This is a genomic window from Kibdelosporangium persicum (genome assembly GCF_013280595.1).
In the GTDB taxonomy this organism is placed as follows: domain Bacteria; phylum Actinomycetota; class Actinomycetes; order Mycobacteriales; family Pseudonocardiaceae; genus Kibdelosporangium; species Kibdelosporangium persicum.
Genome location: NZ_JAAATY010000028.1, coordinates 71,915 through 90,615 on the forward strand (window position 1 = coordinate 71,915; position 18,701 = coordinate 90,615).

An 18,701-nucleotide genomic window follows, 5' to 3' on the forward strand; every position below is an offset into this window, starting at 1 on the left:
GCTGGTCAGCCAGGCGCGCCGGGCGGCTCACGTGCGCGCCCACTTCTGGTTGGCCTGGTTGTTGCAGGACCACAGGATCAGCCGTGAGCCGTTCGCCGTGGCGGCCTGGTTGACGTCCAGGCAGAGTCCGGAATGGACGCTGGTGATCGACCCGTCGGGGTTGAGCGTCCACTTCTGGTTGCTCTGGCCGTTGCACGACCAGATGACCACCCGGGTGCCGTTGCTGGTGCCCGAGTTCTCGGCATCCAGGCACTTGTCGCCGTAGACGCGGATCTCGCCGGTGGGCCACGTTGTCCACGTCTGGCTCGCGGGGGTGTGGCAGTCCCAGATCACCACGCCCGCGCCGGATGCGGTCGACGAGCCGGCCACGTCCAGGCAACGGCCGGAGCCGGTGCCCCGCAGCCGGGACGTCGTGCTGGGCACCGGGGTACCGCCAGAGACCCGGTACGCCACCACGCCGTGCGCTGGAACGCTGGCGCTGATCTGCCCGCTGTTGCTGGATGTCGCTCCGGTCCACAGGTCGGTCACGGTGAACGATCCGCCGGACAGGCCGACCTGTGCCGCGGTGGTGGTGATGGTCGCGGTCGAGCTGCCACGGTTGAACAGGCCGACCGCGACCGAACCGTCCGACAACGGCTTGGCGAAGACTTCGGTGTTGCCGTCGTCGCGTACCCGGCGCCCGCCCGCGCCGAGCTTGTCCTGGTTCACCGCCAACAGGTGCTGGTTCCGCAGGATCGCGCTCACGTCGGCGGACATGCCCCGGATGTCGTTGCCCGCCATGAGCGGTGCGGCCATCAGCGCCCAGAGTGTGAAGTGTGAGCGGGATTCGGTGAGTGTGAGGCCGGGACGCCCGACGACCAGCATGTCCGGGTCGTTCCAGTGGCCCGGGCCGGCCTGCGAGGCCAGGGGAGCGGTGACGTCCACGACGTTGCCGACACCCATCGGATAGCTGTTGGTGTTGCCGTTCTGCCAGATGTCGAGCAGGTCCTCGGTGGTGCGCCACAGGTCGGCGACCTCGCCCCAGTCGTACTTGTCGCCGGTGGCGGCGTGATAGCTGTTCGGGTTGATGCTGTAGACGATCGGGCGTCCGGTGGCGCGCAGGGCGTCGCGCATGATGGTGAACCGGGCGACCTGTTGGTCTCGCGTGCCCTCCGGGGAGCACCAGTCGTATTTCAGGTAGTCCACGCCCCATGAGGCGAACGTGCGAGCGTCCTGCACCTCGTGGCCCATGCTGCCGGTGGCCCCTGGGTGCGTGCCGCCTCGCTGGGCGCAGGTGCGTTCGGTGGGCACCTGGTAGATCCCGAATTTCAGGCCGCGGCTGTGAATGTAGTCGCCCAGCGCCTTCATGCCGCTGGGGAACTTCGTCGGGTGGGCCCGCAGGTTGCCCTGAGCGTCGCGCTGCGGATCGAACCAGCAGTCGTCGACGACCACGTACTGGTATCCCGCGTCCCGCATTCCCGAGGAGACCATCGTGTCCGCCGCCTGACGGATCACTGTCTCGTTGACGCCGGCGCAGCCGAAGCTGTTCCAGCTGTTCCAGCCCAGCGGGGGAGTGTCCGCCGGGCTTCCCGGCGCGGCCTGTGCCACGGGCCGGTCGGGTGCGACCGTGACCATCGCCAACGCCGTGGCCGCGACCGCCAGCAGGTGGACGAGCCGTCCACGTGATCGGGTGAGCATCATTGCCCCTTGTCGTGTGCAGGGTTGAATTCCTGGGCTACCTACCGCCCCCGGTAGCCTCGTGAGCGTTTATCAGGGTTAGAACACGGATAAACGCTCACGAGGTCAGTTGGTTGGCGCCCAGCCGAAGACGTCAGGGCCGAGCACTGTTAGCGCTAACATTTCAGTGCCGGTGGCCTGGCATCGCAGCGGGGCATATGCCGTCTGCTTGTCGATCAGACGCGCTGGAGCTGGAAACGCTGGTTGGCGTTGCCGGTGTTGGTCCACTGCGAGATGCGTGCGCCGTCGGCGGTGGACACCTCCCACACGTCCATCGCCAGGCCGCTCTGCCGGTTGACCAGACCGATCACGCCGCCGCCCTGGTCGATCACCTGCCACTGCTGACCGGTGGCGTTGGTGTCCGGCTGCTGGGTGATGTCCGCGCCGCTGGCCGAGCCCGTCACCTGAAGCACCAAGCCGCTGTGCCGTGCCCTGATCCGGAAGTAGCCGCCGCCGGAGTCGAGGAAGTCGAACTGCTGGTTGGTCGCGCCGGTGGCCGACCACTGCCGCAGCACGGCACCAGCGGCCGTGGACGAGTTGGCGATCTCGGCGGTTTTACCGCTGTGCTGGGCCACCAGCCGATACTGCACGCCGACTTGTACCGGGCTTCCGCCGCCCACGCTGTTCAACGTGGCGAGCACCGACTCGTACGCGGCTTTCTTGTTGCCGCTACGGTCGAACAGCAGCGGGTTCTCGCTGGAGCGCCAGGAGTCGCTGTCCCGGATGCCCCACGTGGTGATGCCGGTGCATCGCGGCACGTTCAGGCACGCCCGGACGGAGTTGGCATACCCGCTCGACGGCGCCTGCGCGATGTCGAGTTCGGTGATCTGCACGTCGACGCCGAGCGCGGCGAGGTTGGCCACGGTGGTCTGGAACGTGCTGGGCGGGCCGCCGCTGCCGAAGTGCGCCTGAAGGCCGACACAGTCGATCGGCACCCCGCGGGATTTGAAGTCGCGCACCAGGTTGTAGACACCCTGTGTCTTGGCGGCGTTCCAGTCCTCGATGTTGTAGTCGTTGTAGCAAAGCTTGGCCGCGGGGTCGGCGGTGCGGGCGGTGCGGAACGCCTCCTCGATGAAGCCGGTACCGAGCACGTCACGGAACACCGAGGAGCGCAGCTGTCCGCTGTTGCCGTCGGCGAAGGCCTCGTTGACGACGTCCCACGAGTGGATCTGGCCGCGATAACGGCCCGCGACCACGTTGATGTGGTTGTTCATCACGCTGCGCAGCGTGTTCGCGTCCCGGATGGCCTTGACCCAGTCGGGCAGTTGCTGGTGCCAGACCAGGGTATGGCCGCGGAGCTGCTTGTTCTGGCCGCGGGCGTGGTTGGCGATCCGGTCGGCCGAGCCGAAGGTGAAGGTGTTGCGGGACGGCTCGGTGGCGTCCCACTTCATCTCGTTCTCGGCCGTGATCGAGTTGAACTCCCGGTTGAGGATGGTCGTGTACTGGGAGTCGCCCAGCCTGCCCGCGGCCACGGCGGTGCCGAAGTACCGGCCGGACTGGGCCGCCGCGGCGCCCAGGGTGGTGGCGGCTTGGGCGGCGGTGGGCGCGAGTGTCACGGCGCTGGCCACGGCGAGGGCGACGACCGCCGGGCGGACCAACGGCAAGCGGCGCCATCGGACGGAATGGGTTTGCAGGGGCATGGTTCTCCTTCGTCGTTGAAGGCGTCGACCGGATCTGGGAGCGCTCCCAGGCAGGTGCGGAAAACGCCCAGGACAACGGTGGGATTGTGAGGGGTCAGCGGCCTCGGAAGCGCCTGGTCGAGCAGGCGTCCGCATCGGACGTCGGACGCACGCCGGTTCGCCGGCCGGGCGGCGCGGTTGTCCGTGTGCCCACCTTGACAGGCAGGCCGGCTGCGGTGGCGAGTGTGCAGGGAACAGTTCGCCGTTGAACCATGGGGACTCTCCCGATCGCGGTCGAACGGGTTCGATCAACTGGTAACCGTACGCGACCCGTTGTGCACAGCGCAATGCTTCAGTCTTATCCATGTCACTCGCCCGAAATGTTTCGGCCTTATCCACCACCGCGGAGTGCGTCTCCGGCGTGGTTTCGGCCGCTGTCACCCGGGAATCCGAGTGTCCTGGCTTCCCAGAATCGAAGGTGGCCCAGGTGACTGACGACGACGAGGAACTTGTGCGATTGCGGGCCGACGCGGAGCAGGTCGGCATCGTGGACAGCTCGAAGCTGTCCGTCGAGCAGTTGCGGCGAGCGTTGGCCGACCGGCGTCGGGGGCTTGATCCCAAACAGGCGGAACAAGAGGCGACTGGCGAGCAGCACTGACGCCATGCGCCGGATGCGGGCCACCGTGAGCTGAGGAGAGGACGACATGTCTGCTCACGCCGGGGAGAAAGCGCAGAAGACCGGGACGTTCCACTGCGCCAAGTGCGACGAGAAGGTGCGCGTCAAGCAGGGAGAGAAGATCCCGAAGTGTCCCAACGGCCACAGCGAGTTCGACAGCCGCACCCAGGAACCCGGCAACAAATGACCACACTCCCGAAGGCCGGTCACATCTCTTCTCCGGCCCCGGTGGTGTACTGCCTGTGACCAGGGGTAGTCCGGTCGCATGACGACCACGCAGACCCGTGCCACCGAAGCGGTCCGGCGCTGCCGCCGGGCGTGCGACTACGCCGCGGCGGCGATGATCTACTTGAAGGACAACGTGTTGCTGCGCGAGCCGTTGCGGCGTGAGCACCTCAAGCCGCGGCTGCTGGGGCACTGGGGCACGTGTCCGGGGATCACGCTGCTCTACAGTGGACTCAACGGCCTGGTGCGGCGGACCGGGCAGCGGGTGTTGCTGGTCACCGGTCCCGGGCACGGCGCGCCGGCCGTGCACGCGAATCTCTGGCTGGAGGGCACGCACGCGCGGCTTGACCCGGCGCTCAGCGTCGACGGCGCGGGCCTGGCGGAGCTGGTCCGCCGGTTCTCCTGGCCCGGCGGCTTCCCCAGCCACCTCTCCCCGGAGGTGCCGGGGGTGATCCACGAGGGCGGGGAGCTGGGTTACGCGCTGGCCACGGCGTTCGGCGCGGCCCTGGACAAACCGGATCTGCTCGTGGCCTGCCTGGTCGGTGACGGGGAAGCCGAGACCGGGCCGACGGCCGGATCTTGGCAGGCCAACAAGTACCTGAGTCCGCGCACCGACGGGGCGGTGCTGCCGGTGTTGCACGTCAACGGTTACAAGATTTCCTCGCCCACGGTCTACGGCTGTATGGACGATGAGGAACTGGTCGCGTATTTCAGCGGCGCTGGGTGGTCGCCGTACGTGGTGGACGTGACGCAGACCGACGACCCGGACGGGTTGCTGGCCGAGACGCTGGACCTGGCGCACGCCGAGATCGCCGCGGTGCGGGAGCGGTGGCAGCCCGGTGAGCGGATCGTGTGGCCGATGCTGGTGCTGCGTTCCCCGAAGGGCTGGGGTGTACCGGAACGCGACGCTGAGGGCAAACCGCTGGAGGGCACGTTCCGCGCGCACCAGGTGCCGTTGGGCGGGGTGCACGACAACGACGCCGAGTTGGCGCTGCTGGAGCAGTGGCTGCGGTCGTACCGGCCCGACGAGCTGTTCGACGCCGATGGCCGCCCACACACCGACCTGCTCGCCGAGTTGCCGCCCGAGGACCTGCGCTTGGGCCGGGTGCCCGAGGCCAACGGCGGCCGGCTGCGCCGCGACCTGCCGTTGCCCGGCGTGGCGCGGTTCGCGGTGGACGTGCCCGCGCCCGGCGCCGGGCCGGCAAGCCCGACCGGCACGGCGGGAGAGTGGCTGGCCGAACTGCTGCGGGCCACCGAGGACCGCCGCGACTTCCGCGTGGTCTGTCCCGACGAGCTGGAGTCCAACAAACTCGGCGCGCTGCTGGAGGTCACCGACCGCGCGTTCACCTGGCCGTTGCCCGATACCGCCGAGCACGTCGCGCCTGGCGGGCGGGTGATGGAGGTGCTCTCGGAGCACCTGTGCCAGGGCTGGCTCCAGGGCTACCTGCTCACCGGACGGCACGGACTGTTCCCGTGCTACGAGGCTTTCGCCTCGATCGTCGACGGCATGGTCAACCAGTACGCCAAGTTCCTCAAGATGGCGGGCGAGGTGCCGTGGCGGGAATCGGTGGCGAGCCTGAACTACCTGCTGACCAGCGAGGGCTGGCGGCAGGAGCACAACGGTTACAGCCACCAGGGCCCTGGGTTCCTCAACAACCTGCTGACCAAGAAGGCGTCGGTGAGCCGGGTCTACCTGCCGCCGGACGCGAACACGCTGTTGGTGACCCTACGGGACTGCCTGGCCTCGACCGACCGGATCAACCTCGTCGTGGCGGGCAAGAACGCGGGCGCGCAGTGGCTGGACCTGGACGCCGCCGAGCGGCACTGCGCGGCGGGCGCGGGCGTGTGGGAGTGGGCCTGCCACGGCGACGGCGATCCGGACGTCGTGCTGGCGTGCGCCGGTGGTATTCCCACCGTCGAGGTGCTTGCGGCGGCGTCGATCCTGCGTGACCGTGCGCCCGGCCTGAACGTCCGGGTGGCCAACGTGGTGGACCTGCTGTCCCTCGCGCCCGCCGACCGTCACCCGCACGGCATGGCAGACGAGGACTTCGCCGCGTGCTTCGGTCAGGACGTGCCGGTGGTGTTCGGCTTCCACGGCTACCCCTCGGCGGTCCACGAGACCTTGCACGGCAGGCCCGCCACCGAGCGGTTCCATGTGCACGGCTACCGGGAGGAGGGCACCACGACCACGCCGTTCGACCTGCTGGTCAGCAACGGCATGAGTCGCCACGACCTGGCCGCCGACGCGCTGCGCCGTGCCCGTGGCGACGACAGACTGGCCGATCAGCTGCTCGCCGAACGCGACGAGCTACGCGCGGCGGCGCACCGCGACGGCGTGGACGCCGACGAGATCACCGGCTGGCGGTGGGGTACGTGAGCGCCGTCCTGACTGTGAACGCCGGTTCGAACAGCCTCAAAGCACACCTGGTCGACACCGGCTCGGCGGAGGTCCGGGGCTCGGCCGAGGTCGAGCAGCCGCCCGACTCCGACGAGGCTCGCCGCGCCTTGGACGAGCTGCTGGACGACGTGGACGGCGTCGTCGCGGTCGGCCATCGGCTGGTGCATGGCGGCCCGGACCTTCGCGCGCCCACCGTGGTCGACGACGCGGCCCTGGCCTCCGCCCGCCGGGCGGAGGCGTTGGCGCCGCTGCACGTGCCGCCCGCGCTGCGGCTGCTGGACGTGCTGCGTGAACGGCTGCCCGACGTGCCGCACGTGCTGTGCCCGGACACCGCGTTCCACACCGATCTGCCGGAGGTCGCCGCCACCTATCCGCTGCCCGCCGAGTGGCGCGAGCGCCACGGCTTGCGCCGCTACGGTTTCCATGGCCTGTCCTACCGGTGGGCGCTGGACAAGGCGGCACAGATCCTCGACCGGCCCGCCGAAGGACTCAGCGTGCTGATGACGCATCTGGGCGGCGGCTGCTCGGTGTGCGCGGTGCGCGACGGCCGCAGCGTGGACACCTCCATGGGCTTCACCCCGCTGGAGGGCGTGCCCATGTCCAAACGCTCCGGCAGCGTCGACCCCGGGATGCTGCTGTGGCTGCTTCGCCACGGCGAGGTCGGCCTCGACGCCCTCGAACACGGCCTCAACCACGAATCCGGCCTGCTCGGCCTGTCCAACGGCCGGTCGGGCGACACCCGCGACCTCGTCGCCGCGGCCGGTCAGGACCCGGCGGCGGCGCTGGCGCTGCGCGTGTTCGCCCACCGCGTGCGCCGCGAACTGGCCGCCGCGGCCACCTCGCTGGACAGGCTCGACGCGCTCGTGTTCACCGGCGAGATCGGCTGGGACCAGCCCGAGGTCCGGACCGACGTCGTGGCCGGCCTGTCCCTGCTCGGCGTGCCCCGTGATCTGGTCCCGGACCCTGATGGTGACGGGCCGGTCAGCCCGCCCGGTGCCACCGTTCCGGTGCTGGTCGTGCGCCCGCGCGAGGAGCTCCAGCTCTGCCGCGACACCGTCGCCGCGCTGTGACCGGGCGCCTCAGGTGCCGCTGGGGTAGGTCTCCGGTTCCAGGACGTCGACCTGGCGGGTGTGCAGCGGGTGCAGTGCGCGGGTCTGGTCGATCCAGAGGAAGGCGTCGTAGCGGTCGCCCGCGATGGTGGGCATGTAGTTGCCCCACCGTTCGCGGTCGGGATCGTAGACCACGCCGATGGCACGGTGACCGAGTTCGTCGGTGAGCAGCTCTGGCCGGTGTTCACGGGGGAAGACGAACAAGGCCCGCTCGGGTGCGGCGACGTGCAGCGCGTCCTCCAGCGACCCGGACCGGGCCGCCGGTACGGGCATCTCGCGCATCGGCGCGCCCCACGAGTCACCCGCGACGACCGTGCCTCGGTGGCTGCCGAACCCGGCCAGCACAACCTGGTCCTCGCCGTACCGCTCGCGGGCGAGCTGGCCGATGTTGACCTCGCCGTGAGCTGCCATGCTGGTGGCGCGGGCATCCCCGACGTGGGTGTTGTGGGCCCAGACCACCGCCTTGGCGCCGGCGCCGTAGTGCGACAGGAGCCGGTCCAGCGTGTGGTCCATGTGGCGGTCGCGGACGTTCCACGACTCGCGCCCGCCGGCGATCATGGCCCGGTAGTAACGCTCGGCCCCGGCCACGACCTCGGCGTTCTGCCACGCTCCGAACGCGCCGCCGCCGTCGGCCGATGCCCGCTCGCGCAGCCGCACCAACAGGTCGACCACCTCGTTCTCGCAACTGGCGGGGATCATGCGGGTGGCCATCGCGTAGTCCTGCGCGCTCTCGCCGTAGGGCTCGAAGCAGCGGTAGGCGGCCAGGGCGGTGGGGACCTCGGCGGGGTCGTGCTCGCGCAGGTGGATCAGGATCTCGCGGAGCGACTCCCACAGCGAGTACACGTCCAGGCCGTGGAAGCCGACCCGTTCCCGAACGTCCACTGTGGTGTTGTGGGCGCGCAGCCACCGGCTGAAGTCGGCGACCTCCTCGTTGGCCCACATCCACGTCGGCCACCGCTCGAAGGCCGCCAGCGCCTCGCGCGGGTCCCCGGGCGCGTCGGGTGAGCAACGCACCGCGCGGTTCACCCGGTCGCAGTCGGGCCAGTCGCCTTCCACGGCGACGAACGAGAAGCCCTTGTCGGCGATCAGCCGCTGGGTGAGGGCGGTCCGCCACTGGTAGAACTCGTGAGTGCCGTGGCTGGCCTCGCCGATCATGACCACCTGCGCGTCACCGACGCGGTCCAGCAGCATGTCGAAGTCGCCTGCGTCGTCCAGCGGCGCGGCCAGTGCCGTGACGTCGTCGCCGTAACGGGACATGACGTCCTCCTCGCGGTCGTCGGCCGGTATCGCCAACTGCCTACCCGGACCGCCGCGGCGGAAACCGGCCACCGGCCGGTGTTCCGAAGTGGACGGTCCGGTCGGGTGGTTCCTCCTCGCTGACCCGGCAAGCCCACCCGGCCGCTACGGGTCAGCGAGGAACCAGGTCGCCCGGGTCTATCAGGCCGTCCTGGATGGCACGCTCGAGAAGTGCGCTCTTGGTCCGGGCCGGGCGCCCCACGTTGGCGTACTTGATCCGCACTCGCTCGATGTAGGTTTCCACGGTCTTGACCGACAGCCGGAGTTTTCCCGCGGCCAGCCGTTTGGAGTCGCTTTCGAACCATGCCCGCAGTGTTTCGCGTTCACTGACGCTCAGGGTGGGCCGGTCCGGTGCGTCGTCGGCGTAGAACGCTCCGCTGAGCGTGGGCGGCGTGTATGGCGTGTCCTGAGCCGCCGCGTGGATCGCCGGGACGAGGTGGTGTTGCCCTTCGGCTTTCGTGAGGTACGTGAAGGCACCCAGCTCGATGCACTGCCGGGCGGTTGCCCCGTCGGTCCGCTGGGAGTACACGACGACCCGGCGTCCGGCAGCGGCCAGCCGCTCCAGTTCCCGGAACAGCGGCGGGCTGCCGCCGAGCTGCAGATCGAACACGACCACGTCGGCCGACCCGCCGGGTTCCGTCCACAGCCTGCTGATCTGGCCGTCCGCGTCGATCAGGCCGATCGGTGGATCGGCGGTCACGCACCAGGCGCCGACCCCCGCGACGATCGCCGGATGGTCGTCGAGGATTACCGCTGTGACCATCCGGCCTCCCGCCATGTCGCCTCCACCCAGACCCGTTCGCCGTCAAAGATAGACGTGGTGCGGACGCCCGCGGTTTCCGCGAGTCGCGGGACAGGTGCGTCGCTGTCGGCGAGGACACTGACCGAGACGGTGTCCCGGGTGCCGATGAGGGTGACCCGCGCGGTTCGCGAGTTCCGGCTCAGCGTGCTCAACACCTGCATCGGCCCGTCGGTCAAGGCACGCCGGATTTCCCGCGGCAGGTCGCGCCAGTTGCCCTGACTGATGAGGTCGACCGCCACGCCGCGGCGTTCGGCGATGTCGACGCACGCGCGTAGCTCGTGCGACAACTTGTCGCCGGTGTCCTTGTTCTCGGCGAACAGACGGCGCATCCGGGCGGCTTCGATCGCGCACTTCCTGACCACCTCGGGGTCGCCCGGGTCGAGCGATCCGTCAGCGAGGCCGGAGAGCACCGGCCCAGCGGTGGTGGCGATGTCCCGGTAGCGGCTTTGCCGGTCCAGGTGCACCCGCTGGGCGACGGCCCGGCGGGTGCGGGTTCGCTCGGCCGACGCCGAGACGAGCGCGGCGGAGAAAGCCACTTGCCGCAGTGCGCCCGCGGCGGTGGCCGTCAGCGTCTGGAACCCACCGATGGACACGATCGTGATCGCCAGGCCCACCACGTCGTTTCCGTTGCCGGGACCCGAAACGAGGATCGGCAGGACGCTCACCGCGACGCATCCGGCCAGGAAGCCGACGAACGACAGCAACGGCTGGTCGAACAGCAACGCGACACCGAACCAGCCGATGGAGTTGAAGTACCAGTTGTCCACGGTGAACACCGAATCGGCCGGCAGCAGCAGCGTGAACCCCAGGTACACCGCGAGCAGCAGCACGAGAACCGGCCAGCGCAGCCTGCCCCACGACCGGTCCCGCAGCACCAGCACGACGTCGGCGGCGGCGACCGCCATGAGCAACAGGAAACACGCCACCTGCACGGCTGGTCCCGGCGGTGCGTCGATGCGGGCCACCAGGTTGGGCAGGGTCAGTCCGAACAGGATCGTCACAGCCACTGTCAGAATGGCGATTCGCAGGCCTCTCAGGAAGCCCACCACGGTCACCTGCCGCGTATGGTCGATCACGGCACCGGCCAATCCAGGCGGACGGTCGTGCCACTGCCTCGGGCGGAGGTCACTGTCGCCCTACCTCCCACGCGCGCCATTCGCGCGACGATCGATTCCGACACGCCGTACCGGCTTGGCGGTATCGCGTCCGGATCGAATCCCGCGCCCTGGTCGGCGACCCAGACGGATATCTGGTCGTCACTCCGTTCCACCCGCACGTCAGCCGCCTTGGTCCCCGCATGGCGACTGACGTTGGTCAATGCCTCCTGAACCGCTCCGCACAGCGACGCACAGACCGATGCCGGTGCGGTCCATGAGTCCGGCAGGTCCGCGGCGACCGTCACCGGGACATTCGCGATCACGTCACGCAGCAACGGAACCAGGTCCTGCGTGGCTCCGTCGGAGGCGGGCCAGTGGCCCAGGGATGCGAGATCGCGTCGCGCCTGGTCCCGCAGCCACGGTTCAGGCTTGCCCACCTCGCCCAGTCCCACCATCAGCAGAGTGCTGGCGGCGGTGTCGTGCAGGGACGCGAGATGCGCCCGCTCATCGGCTCGCAGCGCCTCGGCCACAGCCTCAGCTTGCCGGGCACGTTCAGCTTGTGCGGTCAACAAGTCGGCGCGCTCGCCACCACGCCGCACGAGGATCCACAACAGTCTCGACAGCACGGCCTCGATCGGCAGCCAGAGGACCATCACCAGTGCGGCACCCGTCTGTCCGGGGACGGCGAGCAGAACACCGGCCAGGAACGCGGCGTCGATCGCCACGAGCGCACACAGGCCGACCGGCACGGTGGTATGCCACTGGTAGACCACGACGGTGATCGAGGCCAGGGCGATCACCCAGCCCTGGTTGGCGGCCAAGGCGTCTGCCGGGACAGTCCAGCGCTGAGTCAGGCAGGCCGCCGCTACCACTGCGATGTCGGCAACCAGCAACCACGGGCGATGACGATGGGTGAGCAGCCAGGCGTATGCGACGCTCCACGCGACCACCACGACGACTGCCGCGATCGCCGGCCAGGTCTGCGGCGCCGCGATGCTGCCCAGCACACCGGCGAACGTCGCGATCACGGTCCGGCCGATCGCGGCGTAGCGAAGCGCCAGTCGTCGCAACAACCGCTGTGCCGCACCAGGCCCGTCGACCACTGGATGGATTCCCCGCCCCGTACACGTGACGGGTCAAATCATTCCCGGGAAACCCCTCGCCGGGCAACTGCTGAACGGAGCATCACCTGACGAGCCGCCAGCGGATGCGGTCCAACTCGGCGCCCACGACGCCCGCGTCGGCAGGCACCGCGGTTGTGGTCCCGTTGCCGCGTCGCAACAGCCAGCGCCCTCTTGCGGTGTCCACGTACTCGATCGCTTGCTCGTACTGTCGCCGCCGACCGAGCTTGTCGCGTACCGCGACGAAGAACTGGCCGTTACCGGTGATGGCGTCGCCGACGGCCCGCTCGAAGTCCTGGCGGGTATGTTCAGTCGTCACCGGCCGGCTCCGGGCGGGTGGGTGCGGCGGGAGCCGGTGCCCCACAGCCGAGGCGAGATTTCCCGCGTTCACCCGAATCAGTTCGACCATCGAATCGGCCACAGTGGACAGAACTGCGGCGTTCCCGGCCGCCGCGGCCTGCACCCCGAACACCGGCCCGCCGGCCGGCACGACCCAGCCGTAGTACTCAGCGGCGGGCATGGCGAGCAACCGCAGGGCCACGACCAGTTCGTGGTCGATGTCGTGGCCCCGGCCGATTCCCAGCCGGGTCAGCTCTTCGGCGGCGGCGCGCTCGACGCGGGACCGCTCGCCGGCAGTCGCTCCGGGTGAAGGCGCGAACAGCGCTCGTGGGAGCGTCCCGAGACCCAATTTCTCCCACAGGACAACAAAAGCCGAGCCGGACAGGCGCAGCGGCCACGCGCTAGTCATAGTCTCCGCCGATCACCGCCGGTGCGTGCGGCGGCAGGTCACCGACCAGTTCACTCTCGTGCTCGGTCTTCATCACGTACTTGCTGAACCGGTCCTCGTCCTCTTCGCGCCTGCCACCGGCCGCGGGCGCGCCGAGGCCCGACACGGTGGCAGGCGCGAGTCTGGAGCGCCCACTTGCACTCAGGCCACCAGGCCTGTCCGGGCCGGCGCCCCGGTCACCCGTGTGCGGACCGATGGGCCGTCCGCCCGGACCCCCTCCGGGCGGACGCGGGCCGCCGCCACTGCCGACGGCGTGCGGCGGTGGCGTGAGCTGCGAGACCTGGCCGCCGTGGCCCGGCTGGGCCGGGCCGATCGGACCGGCCGGTGTCCCCAGGGGCGGTGCGCCCGGTGGCGGGCTCCACGGCGACGGCAGCCCTCCGGGCGTCAGATGGTTCGGGCCGGTCGAGCCAGGAGGCCGGATTCCTGACGGTGGCGGTCCCGGCGGCCGGACCCCGGATGGCGAGGTCCCCGGTGGCGGGACCGCCGGGAGTTCGGCTCCTGCCGGTGGTCGCGAAGGCTGGGGCCCGGGTGCCTGCGTTCCCGGCGGCTGCGTTCCCGGCGGCTGCGTGCTTGGCGGCTGGGTTGCTGATGGCTGCGTGCCTGGTGGTTCTCCGGGCGGTCGTGCCGCGGACGGCGGAGTTCCCGGTGGGGCGGCGGACGGTCCCGGTACCTCGGTGGGATGTGGTTCGGTGCCGTGCGGCGGGTTTCCGCGCCCGCCTCTGCCGGGTGGAGCCGCCGCCGTGTCCTGCGGCAAAGCCTTGCCCTGCGGTTTGGTCTGGTTCTGGTAGCCGCCGTAGGCGTCCTGGTTGGTGAACGCCGCCACCTGGTACGCGGCCACAGTGGCGTTCGCGGTGAGGTTGTCCGGTGAGAACGGTTCGGTGAACTGCTTCATGCCGGGCCCGGCCGGTGGCTGGGCCGCGACCGGGACCACGCGGTGTTTGGTGTCGTTGAAGGACGTGATCTGTCTGGCGACGGAGTTTTCGGCGTTGGCGGCGTGCTGCCGGAGTTTCGTGGCCGCCGCGAGCAACGGCTCGAACGAGCGTGCCGACTCTTCCGCCGCCGGTCCGCTCCACCCGGACGTGACCTCGTCGCGTGCTGCCTTGAGCAACTCCGCGTACTCCTCGAACACGGTCGCCAGTGAGCCGAGGGTGTCCCTCGTGTGTTCGTAAGCGCCGGTCCCTGGGCCGTCGTGGAACCACGAATGGATGTCCGCCGGGTTCGTGCCCGCGGGCAGCGATCCGTCCGCGAAGATGATGCCTTCGGCGATGTCGACGGCTGTGTCGACGGTTTCGGCAACGGGCACGGGCAGCTGCGTGGCCGCCTGCTGGATCCAGTCCAACGGAGTCTTCACGCCACGCCCCTCTCACACCTGTTCGCCGATGGTCACGAACGTCTCGGCCCCGTCCCGGTCGACCGCCGTGTACGCCGCCTTGGTCTTCCTCAGTACCTCGATCTGGTCCTCCACGTGCCGCCGGAGCGCGTCGTGTTTCTCGCGCAACCGGCCCATCGACCGGCCGAGCAACGCGTGGAAGGCCTGGGTGCTCGGCGCCTCACCAGGTCTGGTCCCGTGCCGCAGGCCGCCGACCTGGCTCTCGTGCCGGTCCATCAGCGCGAGCACCTTGTTCAGGTGCTGGATGGCCCGGTCGATGGTGATGGGATCGAACTCGAACGTCTCGTCCATCCGGTGTCACCACCGCTCAGTTCGCCATGGCCGACGGCCGGGCACCGGACGGATCACCGGCGAGCCGGCTGCTGATCCTGCTGGTGGGCCCACCGGCCTGCTTCGGCATGACCAGCGGGTCGTCGTTGGCGGGCTTCGGCGCGTTCATGCTGTCGGGCAGACGGAACTTCTCCGGATCGAACCGCTGCCCGGTGATGATCTGGGGCGGCGGCGGTTGCACCTCCCGGACGTGCGGCGGTTTTCCGATCCACGCGAAGAGGTTGACCAGTCCGTCGGCCATCTTGCCGGCGCGTTCGCTGGTGGCGTCGTCGAGCTTGCCGAGCGCGTCGAGCAGGCTCTGCACGACGGAGAACCGTGACTCCCCACCGCCGCTGATCCCGACCGAGATCAGCTCGACCGCCGCCTCGGCCACGGTGGCGGCCAGTTCGAGGGTGGTCGCCTGGGGCGCGATGAACGTCACCCCGACCTGCGCGACGGTGAGCAGCGTCTCGGTCTCCTGCTGGTGGACGTCCTCCAGCGCTCCCTTGGCCTTCTCCAGGATCGCGACCAGGTCGGTGTGGCAGGCTTCGACGACCCGTTTGTAGCTGTCGTAGAAGTTCTTCAGGTCCGCCACCGCCGTGCGCATCAGGGTGCTGGCGCTTTCGGCTTCCGCCAGCCAGTCCCCGAAGTTCTCCGCCGCGTCACCGGACCAGAAGGCGAGGTGGTCACGGGCCCGGTCGAAGCCCTCGGTCTCGTCCTGCGTCAGCACGTAGACCGCGTTGGCGAGCGGGATGAGCAGGTCGTCCACCGCACCGGGCTCGCCCGCGGCCAGCCGGGCCACCGCGGGGCGCACGAGCGGCCGGATGCGGTTGACATCGGTCTGGAGGATGTTCGGGGGCTGGGCGAGCTGCTCGATCTCCCCGACCAGCTCCATCGCCCGCTTGCACGCCATCTCGTCTCCCCCTTAGGCCACAATGGTCGTCTGGCCGTCGGCTTCCGCGTACCTGCGGACGACCTCACGCAACGCCTGCGACGACAGATCCACGTTGTGCCCCAGGTCCTGCAGACATTTCCGTAGTTGCTGCCGTACCGAGGCGAACTCCTGCTCGAGGTTCTTGTACAGCCCGCCTGGCTGGCTGTTCTCCAGGAACGGGTTGCCTTGCACGACCGAGGCGTAGTCACCGTTGAACATCAGGGCGGTCTGCGCGGTCCGGTCCTCGAACGCCTCGCCGTGCGCGAGGCTGATGTTCTGCAGGTACCGGTCGGCTCCCTCAAGGGACTCCCGCGCGGCTGGCAGGTTCTTGTTCGCGATCGTGAGCAGCTTGTCCAGCTGGACGTGAAAGTCGGCCATGCTCCTGTCCCCGGTCAGCGGTTTTCCCCAAGTTAGGACGCGTGCGCCCGCCGCGGTGTCCGGTGAACAACCCTCATTCGGCACCCGGGGTTTCCGCGCCTCGCAAGCGGGTCCGTTGCGTTACGCGAGCCCTTCGTCCCAGTCGCGGACAAACCAGTTCCGGATGACGCCGTTGACCACGAAGGGATCACCCTTGGCGAACTCCTCGGCCGCCTCACGGGTGGTGAACACCTACATGGAGCCCTCCTGCTGCGGGTCGCCGAAGGCTCCGCTCATCAGCAGCGTTCCCCGTTCGATGAACTCGGCCAGCCTGGCCGCGTGCGCGGGGAAGTGACGAGGGGCGTTCGCCAGCACGTCGTCCGCGGACTCGTAGAACAGCACGTACTTCATGTCGTTTCCCTTTCGGGGGTTAGCCGGTCACGCAAGAAGTCCTGCACCAGTTGCCAGGCGCTCTCGCACGTGGCCTGGTGCTCGTCGTGCCGGACGTCGAAGAATCCGTGTGGGGCACCGGGATAGCTGCTGATCGTGTGCGGTACCCCGGCGGCGGTCAGCGCCAGCTCGAACTGCTCGACCACGTCCGGCGGGATCGCCTCGTCCGCACCGCCGAACAGCCCGAGGATCGGGGCGGAGAGCTCGGACGCGTGCTGTGCCGGGCCGGGGCCGTACGGGCCACCGGTGCCGGGGTGCCCGTAGAACCCGATCACGCCGTCCAGTCCGTACCTGGGCGCGGAGGCGAAGAAGACCAGCCGGCCGCCGAGGCAGAACCCCAGCGCGACCACCGACTCCGCGCCCCGTTCACGCACATGCCGCGCGGCGGCGAGCAAGTCGGCGTCCATGCCGTCCCTGGTGAGACCGGCAAGGTCCGACGGGGCCGGGAAGTTCTCGTTCCGGCGGTGGTCGGTCCCGGCGGTCCGCCCGAAGTAGTCGATCACCACGGCCGGGTGCCCGTGCGCGGCGAGCGCGACCGCGAGACGTTCGTAGAACGGGCACAGACCGCGATGGTCAAGGAGCACCACCAGCGCCGCCCCGTCCGGTCGTGCCGGGTCGGCCCGGAACGCGGCGAAGGCCGTCCCGTCGGCCGAGACGAGGACGAGTTCGTCGACGGCGACGCTCGCCGTGTCCACGGCTGGGACGGGCGGCCGGGCGTCACGGTCATAGCACATCTGGACTGTCCTTTCGGGAATATCGAGACCAGGAGATGCTATGGCCTGGCGAGGTTCCGCGATGTCGGGTAAACGCAGGACATCCCGGCCGGTCAGCGTGCCCGGCGGACGAACTCCTCGGCGTGGTCGAGCGCGGCCAGGGCGAGTTCGGCCTTGTTCGCGACCCCGAGCTTGGTCCTGATCCGTGCCACGTAGGTCTCGACGGTGCCCTTCGACACGCCCATCCGGGTCGCCGTTTGTGCGTGCGTATGACCGCTGGCGAGGTAGCCCAGCACCTCCCGCTCCCGGTCCGACAACGGCCTGAGTGGTTCCAGCCGACCGGTCGTCCGGCCGGCGGCACGGTGCTCGCCGCGGGCGACATCGCGTACCGCCGAAGGAAAGGCGTCCTCCGGTGCCGACCAGGTCAGGTGTGCCGCCGCACCGGCGGATCGCAGTGCCCGCGCGTCCGCGGCGTGGAGCGATTCGGACACCACGAGCAGATCGAACCGGTCGGCCAGTGCGCTGATGCCGCGCAGCACATGGTCGTCGGACCGGCGGCCGACGTCGACCACGGTGACGTCGGACGGCAGAGCCGTGTCGCTGAACCGGGCACGCGCCCGGCTCAGAAGCTCGACCACCTGGATGTCCGGTGCCTGATCCAGCAGCTGGGCGAGCCCGGCCCGGACCACGGTCGGCCGGGCGATCACCGTGACCCGGATGGTGGGCGACGGTTGCCCGCCTGGCACTGCCGCGCTGATCATGGTCGCGGTTGCCGGCCGGTCCGTCGTTCCGGCCAGTGCGATGTCCGACTCGATGGCCCAACAGCAACGGACGGCATAGGCCTGGACGCCCCCCTCGAAACCATGGCGATCGACCAGCCGAATATTCGGGTGACAGTCTCCGGCCGGTTTGGGCAGGGTACTGGCCCGTGGACGACCCGGGCGAGCGTGACTGGCGGGTGCTGCTGCTGGGCGGCGCATCCGGCAGCGGCAAGAGCAGGCTCAGCTATCCGCTGGCCCGGCGATATCAGGTGCCGATCGTCGAAGTGGACGATCTGGTCCTCGCGGTGCAGCGGATGACCACCCCGGACCAGCAACCCATGGTGCACTACTGGGACACCCATCCAGATCCCGGCAGCCTGCCGGTCTCACACGTCGTGGAGTCACAGATCGCGGTCGCCGAGGCGCTGTGGCCGGCACTGGACGCGGTGATCGGCAACCACCTGGAGACCGGCACCCCGGTCATCATGGAGGGCGACTACCTGCTGCCCGCACTGGCCGCGCAGAGCTCGTTCGCCGGTCATGCGGCCAATGGCCATGTCCGCGCGGTGTTCCTGCACGAGCCCGACCCCGGCCAGGTGGTGGCCAACTACCTGCTGCGTGAACCGGACAAGGGCGAGCAGCGAACCCGGGCGCAGGGCAGCGTCCGCTACGGCGACTGGCTGGCCGCGCGGGCCCGCGAACACGGGATTCCGGTGATCGCCGCGCGACCGTGGGCGACCACGCTGAGCCGAGTGTGTGCCCTGCTGGACGAACCGGCGTCCGCACTCGGCACATCGGTACCATCGGCCGGAGTCGCGCAGGAGAAGTCCTCCCGGGCCACCGCCGGGAACTCCAGCCCGGGCACCGGAAACCGCGAGCTGCCCGAAAGGGAGCCGAACAGTGCCTGAACGGCACGTGTCGCGGGTGGTGGAATCGGTGCT

19 protein-coding genes are annotated in these 18,701 nt (G+C 69.7%); 5 read left to right on the forward strand and 14 right to left on the reverse strand.

Going from position 1 to position 18,701, the window contains the following annotated elements; genetic code table 11:
- Window positions 1–27: 27 nt before the first annotated feature.
- Complete coding sequence (locus tag GC106_RS35780; RefSeq protein ID WP_173139772.1) at window positions 28–1,677, reverse strand: glycoside hydrolase family 27 protein; 1,650 nt, start codon at window positions 1,675–1,677, stop codon at window positions 28–30.
- Window positions 1,678–1,892: 215 nt separating this feature from the next.
- Window positions 1,893–3,356 carry a glycoside hydrolase family 10 protein gene (locus GC106_RS35785; protein WP_173139774.1) on the reverse strand — a complete coding sequence of 488 codons (1,464 nt, stop codon included), beginning with the start codon at window positions 3,354–3,356 and terminating at the stop codon, window positions 1,893–1,895.
- 466 nt (window positions 3,357–3,822) lie between these two features.
- Here GC106_RS35785 and GC106_RS35790 point away from each other — a divergent pair, with 466 nt between their 5' ends.
- The 4 genes from GC106_RS35790 (at window position 3,823) to GC106_RS35805 (ending at window position 7,704) form a co-directional block, all read left to right on the forward strand.
- Complete coding sequence (locus GC106_RS35790) at window positions 3,823–3,993, forward strand: hypothetical protein (protein ID WP_173139776.1); 171 nt, start codon at window positions 3,823–3,825, stop codon at window positions 3,991–3,993.
- A 46-nt stretch (window positions 3,994–4,039) separates the two neighbouring features.
- Window positions 4,040–4,198, forward strand: coding sequence for a zinc ribbon-containing protein (locus tag GC106_RS35795; RefSeq protein WP_173139778.1), 159 nt, complete (start codon window positions 4,040–4,042; stop codon window positions 4,196–4,198).
- Between the two features lie 78 nt (window positions 4,199–4,276).
- Entirely contained in the window at window positions 4,277–6,613 is a 2,337-nt protein-coding gene (locus tag GC106_RS35800; protein WP_173139780.1) for a phosphoketolase family protein, read from the forward strand.
- Window positions 6,610–7,704, forward strand: coding sequence for an acetate/propionate family kinase (locus GC106_RS35805; protein WP_173139781.1), 1,095 nt, complete (start codon window positions 6,610–6,612; stop codon window positions 7,702–7,704). Before GC106_RS35800 ends, GC106_RS35805 begins: the two co-directional genes overlap by 4 nt.
- Window positions 7,705–7,713: 9 nt before the next feature.
- Here the strand turns inward: GC106_RS35805 and GC106_RS35810 are convergent, their stop codons facing one another.
- From GC106_RS35810 to GC106_RS35865, 12 genes are all read right to left on the reverse strand, one after another.
- Window positions 7,714–9,000, reverse strand: coding sequence for an erythromycin esterase family protein (locus GC106_RS35810; RefSeq protein ID WP_173139783.1), 1,287 nt, complete (start codon window positions 8,998–9,000; stop codon window positions 7,714–7,716).
- A gap of 151 nt (window positions 9,001–9,151) precedes the next feature.
- The gene (locus GC106_RS35815) at window positions 9,152–9,802 is read right to left on the reverse strand and encodes a response regulator (protein WP_246367537.1); all 651 of its coding nucleotides are present in this window, start codon (window positions 9,800–9,802) and stop codon (window positions 9,152–9,154) included.
- Entirely contained in the window at window positions 9,787–10,887 is a 1,101-nt protein-coding gene (locus GC106_RS35820; RefSeq protein WP_173139787.1) for a hypothetical protein, read from the reverse strand. Before GC106_RS35820 ends, GC106_RS35815 begins: the two co-directional genes overlap by 16 nt.
- Before the next feature lie 26 nt (window positions 10,888–10,913).
- Window positions 10,914–12,041 carry a sensor histidine kinase gene (locus GC106_RS49530; RefSeq protein ID WP_173139789.1) on the reverse strand — a complete coding sequence of 376 codons (1,128 nt, stop codon included), beginning with the start codon at window positions 12,039–12,041 and terminating at the stop codon, window positions 10,914–10,916.
- 82 nt (window positions 12,042–12,123) lie between these two features.
- Complete coding sequence (locus tag GC106_RS35830) at window positions 12,124–12,807, reverse strand: ESX secretion-associated protein EspG (RefSeq protein WP_173139791.1); 684 nt, start codon at window positions 12,805–12,807, stop codon at window positions 12,124–12,126.
- The gene (locus GC106_RS35835; protein ID WP_173139798.1) at window positions 12,800–14,197 is read right to left on the reverse strand and encodes a PPE domain-containing protein; all 1,398 of its coding nucleotides are present in this window, start codon (window positions 14,195–14,197) and stop codon (window positions 12,800–12,802) included. The genes GC106_RS35830 and GC106_RS35835 overlap by 8 nt, the downstream gene beginning before the upstream one ends.
- 12 nt (window positions 14,198–14,209) lie before the next feature.
- Window positions 14,210–14,527: a hypothetical protein gene (locus GC106_RS35840; RefSeq protein WP_173139800.1), complete on the reverse strand. Its 318-nt coding sequence runs from the start codon at window positions 14,525–14,527 to the stop codon at window positions 14,210–14,212.
- Window positions 14,528–14,543: 16 nt separating this feature from the next.
- Complete coding sequence (locus GC106_RS35845; RefSeq protein WP_173139802.1) at window positions 14,544–15,458, reverse strand: hypothetical protein; 915 nt, start codon at window positions 15,456–15,458, stop codon at window positions 14,544–14,546.
- Between the two features lie 12 nt (window positions 15,459–15,470).
- Complete coding sequence (locus GC106_RS35850) at window positions 15,471–15,857, reverse strand: hypothetical protein (protein WP_173139803.1); 387 nt, start codon at window positions 15,855–15,857, stop codon at window positions 15,471–15,473.
- 231 nt (window positions 15,858–16,088) lie between these two features.
- Window positions 16,089–16,247, reverse strand: coding sequence for a YciI family protein (locus tag GC106_RS48340; RefSeq protein WP_246367538.1), 159 nt, complete (start codon window positions 16,245–16,247; stop codon window positions 16,089–16,091).
- Window positions 16,244–17,020 (reverse strand): dienelactone hydrolase family protein, encoded by a 777-nt coding sequence (locus tag GC106_RS35860; RefSeq protein ID WP_173139805.1) that lies wholly within the window; start codon window positions 17,018–17,020, stop codon window positions 16,244–16,246. Before GC106_RS35860 ends, GC106_RS48340 begins: the two co-directional genes overlap by 4 nt.
- 92 nt (window positions 17,021–17,112) lie before the next feature.
- The gene (locus GC106_RS35865; RefSeq protein WP_173139807.1) at window positions 17,113–17,760 is read right to left on the reverse strand and encodes a response regulator transcription factor; all 648 of its coding nucleotides are present in this window, start codon (window positions 17,758–17,760) and stop codon (window positions 17,113–17,115) included.
- 167 nt (window positions 17,761–17,927) lie between these two features.
- Here GC106_RS35865 and GC106_RS35870 point away from each other — a divergent pair, with 167 nt between their 5' ends.
- Entirely contained in the window at window positions 17,928–18,668 is a 741-nt protein-coding gene (locus GC106_RS35870) for a hypothetical protein (RefSeq protein ID WP_173139809.1), read from the forward strand.
- The last annotated feature ends 33 nt before the right edge of the window (window positions 18,669–18,701 follow it).

Excerpts from the sequence above, each read along its gene's own strand:
- GC106_RS35780 (WP_173139772.1), bottom strand. The coding sequence starts at position 1,677 with ATGCTCACCCGATCACGTGGACGGCTCGTCCACCTGCTGGCGGTCGCG.
- GC106_RS35860 (WP_173139805.1), bottom strand. The coding sequence starts at position 17,020 with ATGTGCTATGACCGTGACGCCCGGCCGCCCGTCCCAGCCGTGGACACG.
- GC106_RS35830 (WP_173139791.1), bottom strand. The coding sequence starts at position 12,807 with ATGACTAGCGCGTGGCCGCTGCGCCTGTCCGGCTCGGCTTTTGTTGTC.
- GC106_RS35865 (WP_173139807.1), bottom strand. The coding sequence starts at position 17,760 with ATGATCAGCGCGGCAGTGCCAGGCGGGCAACCGTCGCCCACCATCCGG.
- GC106_RS35815 (WP_246367537.1), bottom strand. The coding sequence starts at position 9,802 with ATGGTCACAGCGGTAATCCTCGACGACCATCCGGCGATCGTCGCGGGG.
- GC106_RS35840 (WP_173139800.1), bottom strand. The coding sequence starts at position 14,527 with ATGGACGAGACGTTCGAGTTCGATCCCATCACCATCGACCGGGCCATC.
- GC106_RS35810 (WP_173139783.1), bottom strand. The coding sequence starts at position 9,000 with ATGTCCCGTTACGGCGACGACGTCACGGCACTGGCCGCGCCGCTGGAC.
- GC106_RS35845 (WP_173139802.1), bottom strand. The coding sequence starts at position 15,458 with ATGGCGTGCAAGCGGGCGATGGAGCTGGTCGGGGAGATCGAGCAGCTC.
- GC106_RS48340 (WP_246367538.1), bottom strand. The coding sequence starts at position 16,247 with ATGAAGTACGTGCTGTTCTACGAGTCCGCGGACGACGTGCTGGCGAAC.
- GC106_RS35850 (WP_173139803.1), bottom strand. The coding sequence starts at position 15,857 with ATGGCCGACTTTCACGTCCAGCTGGACAAGCTGCTCACGATCGCGAAC.
- GC106_RS35785 (WP_173139774.1), bottom strand. The coding sequence starts at position 3,356 with ATGCCCCTGCAAACCCATTCCGTCCGATGGCGCCGCTTGCCGTTGGTC.
- GC106_RS35795 (WP_173139778.1), top strand. The coding sequence starts at position 4,040 with ATGTCTGCTCACGCCGGGGAGAAAGCGCAGAAGACCGGGACGTTCCAC.
- GC106_RS35800 (WP_173139780.1), top strand. The coding sequence starts at position 4,277 with ATGACGACCACGCAGACCCGTGCCACCGAAGCGGTCCGGCGCTGCCGC.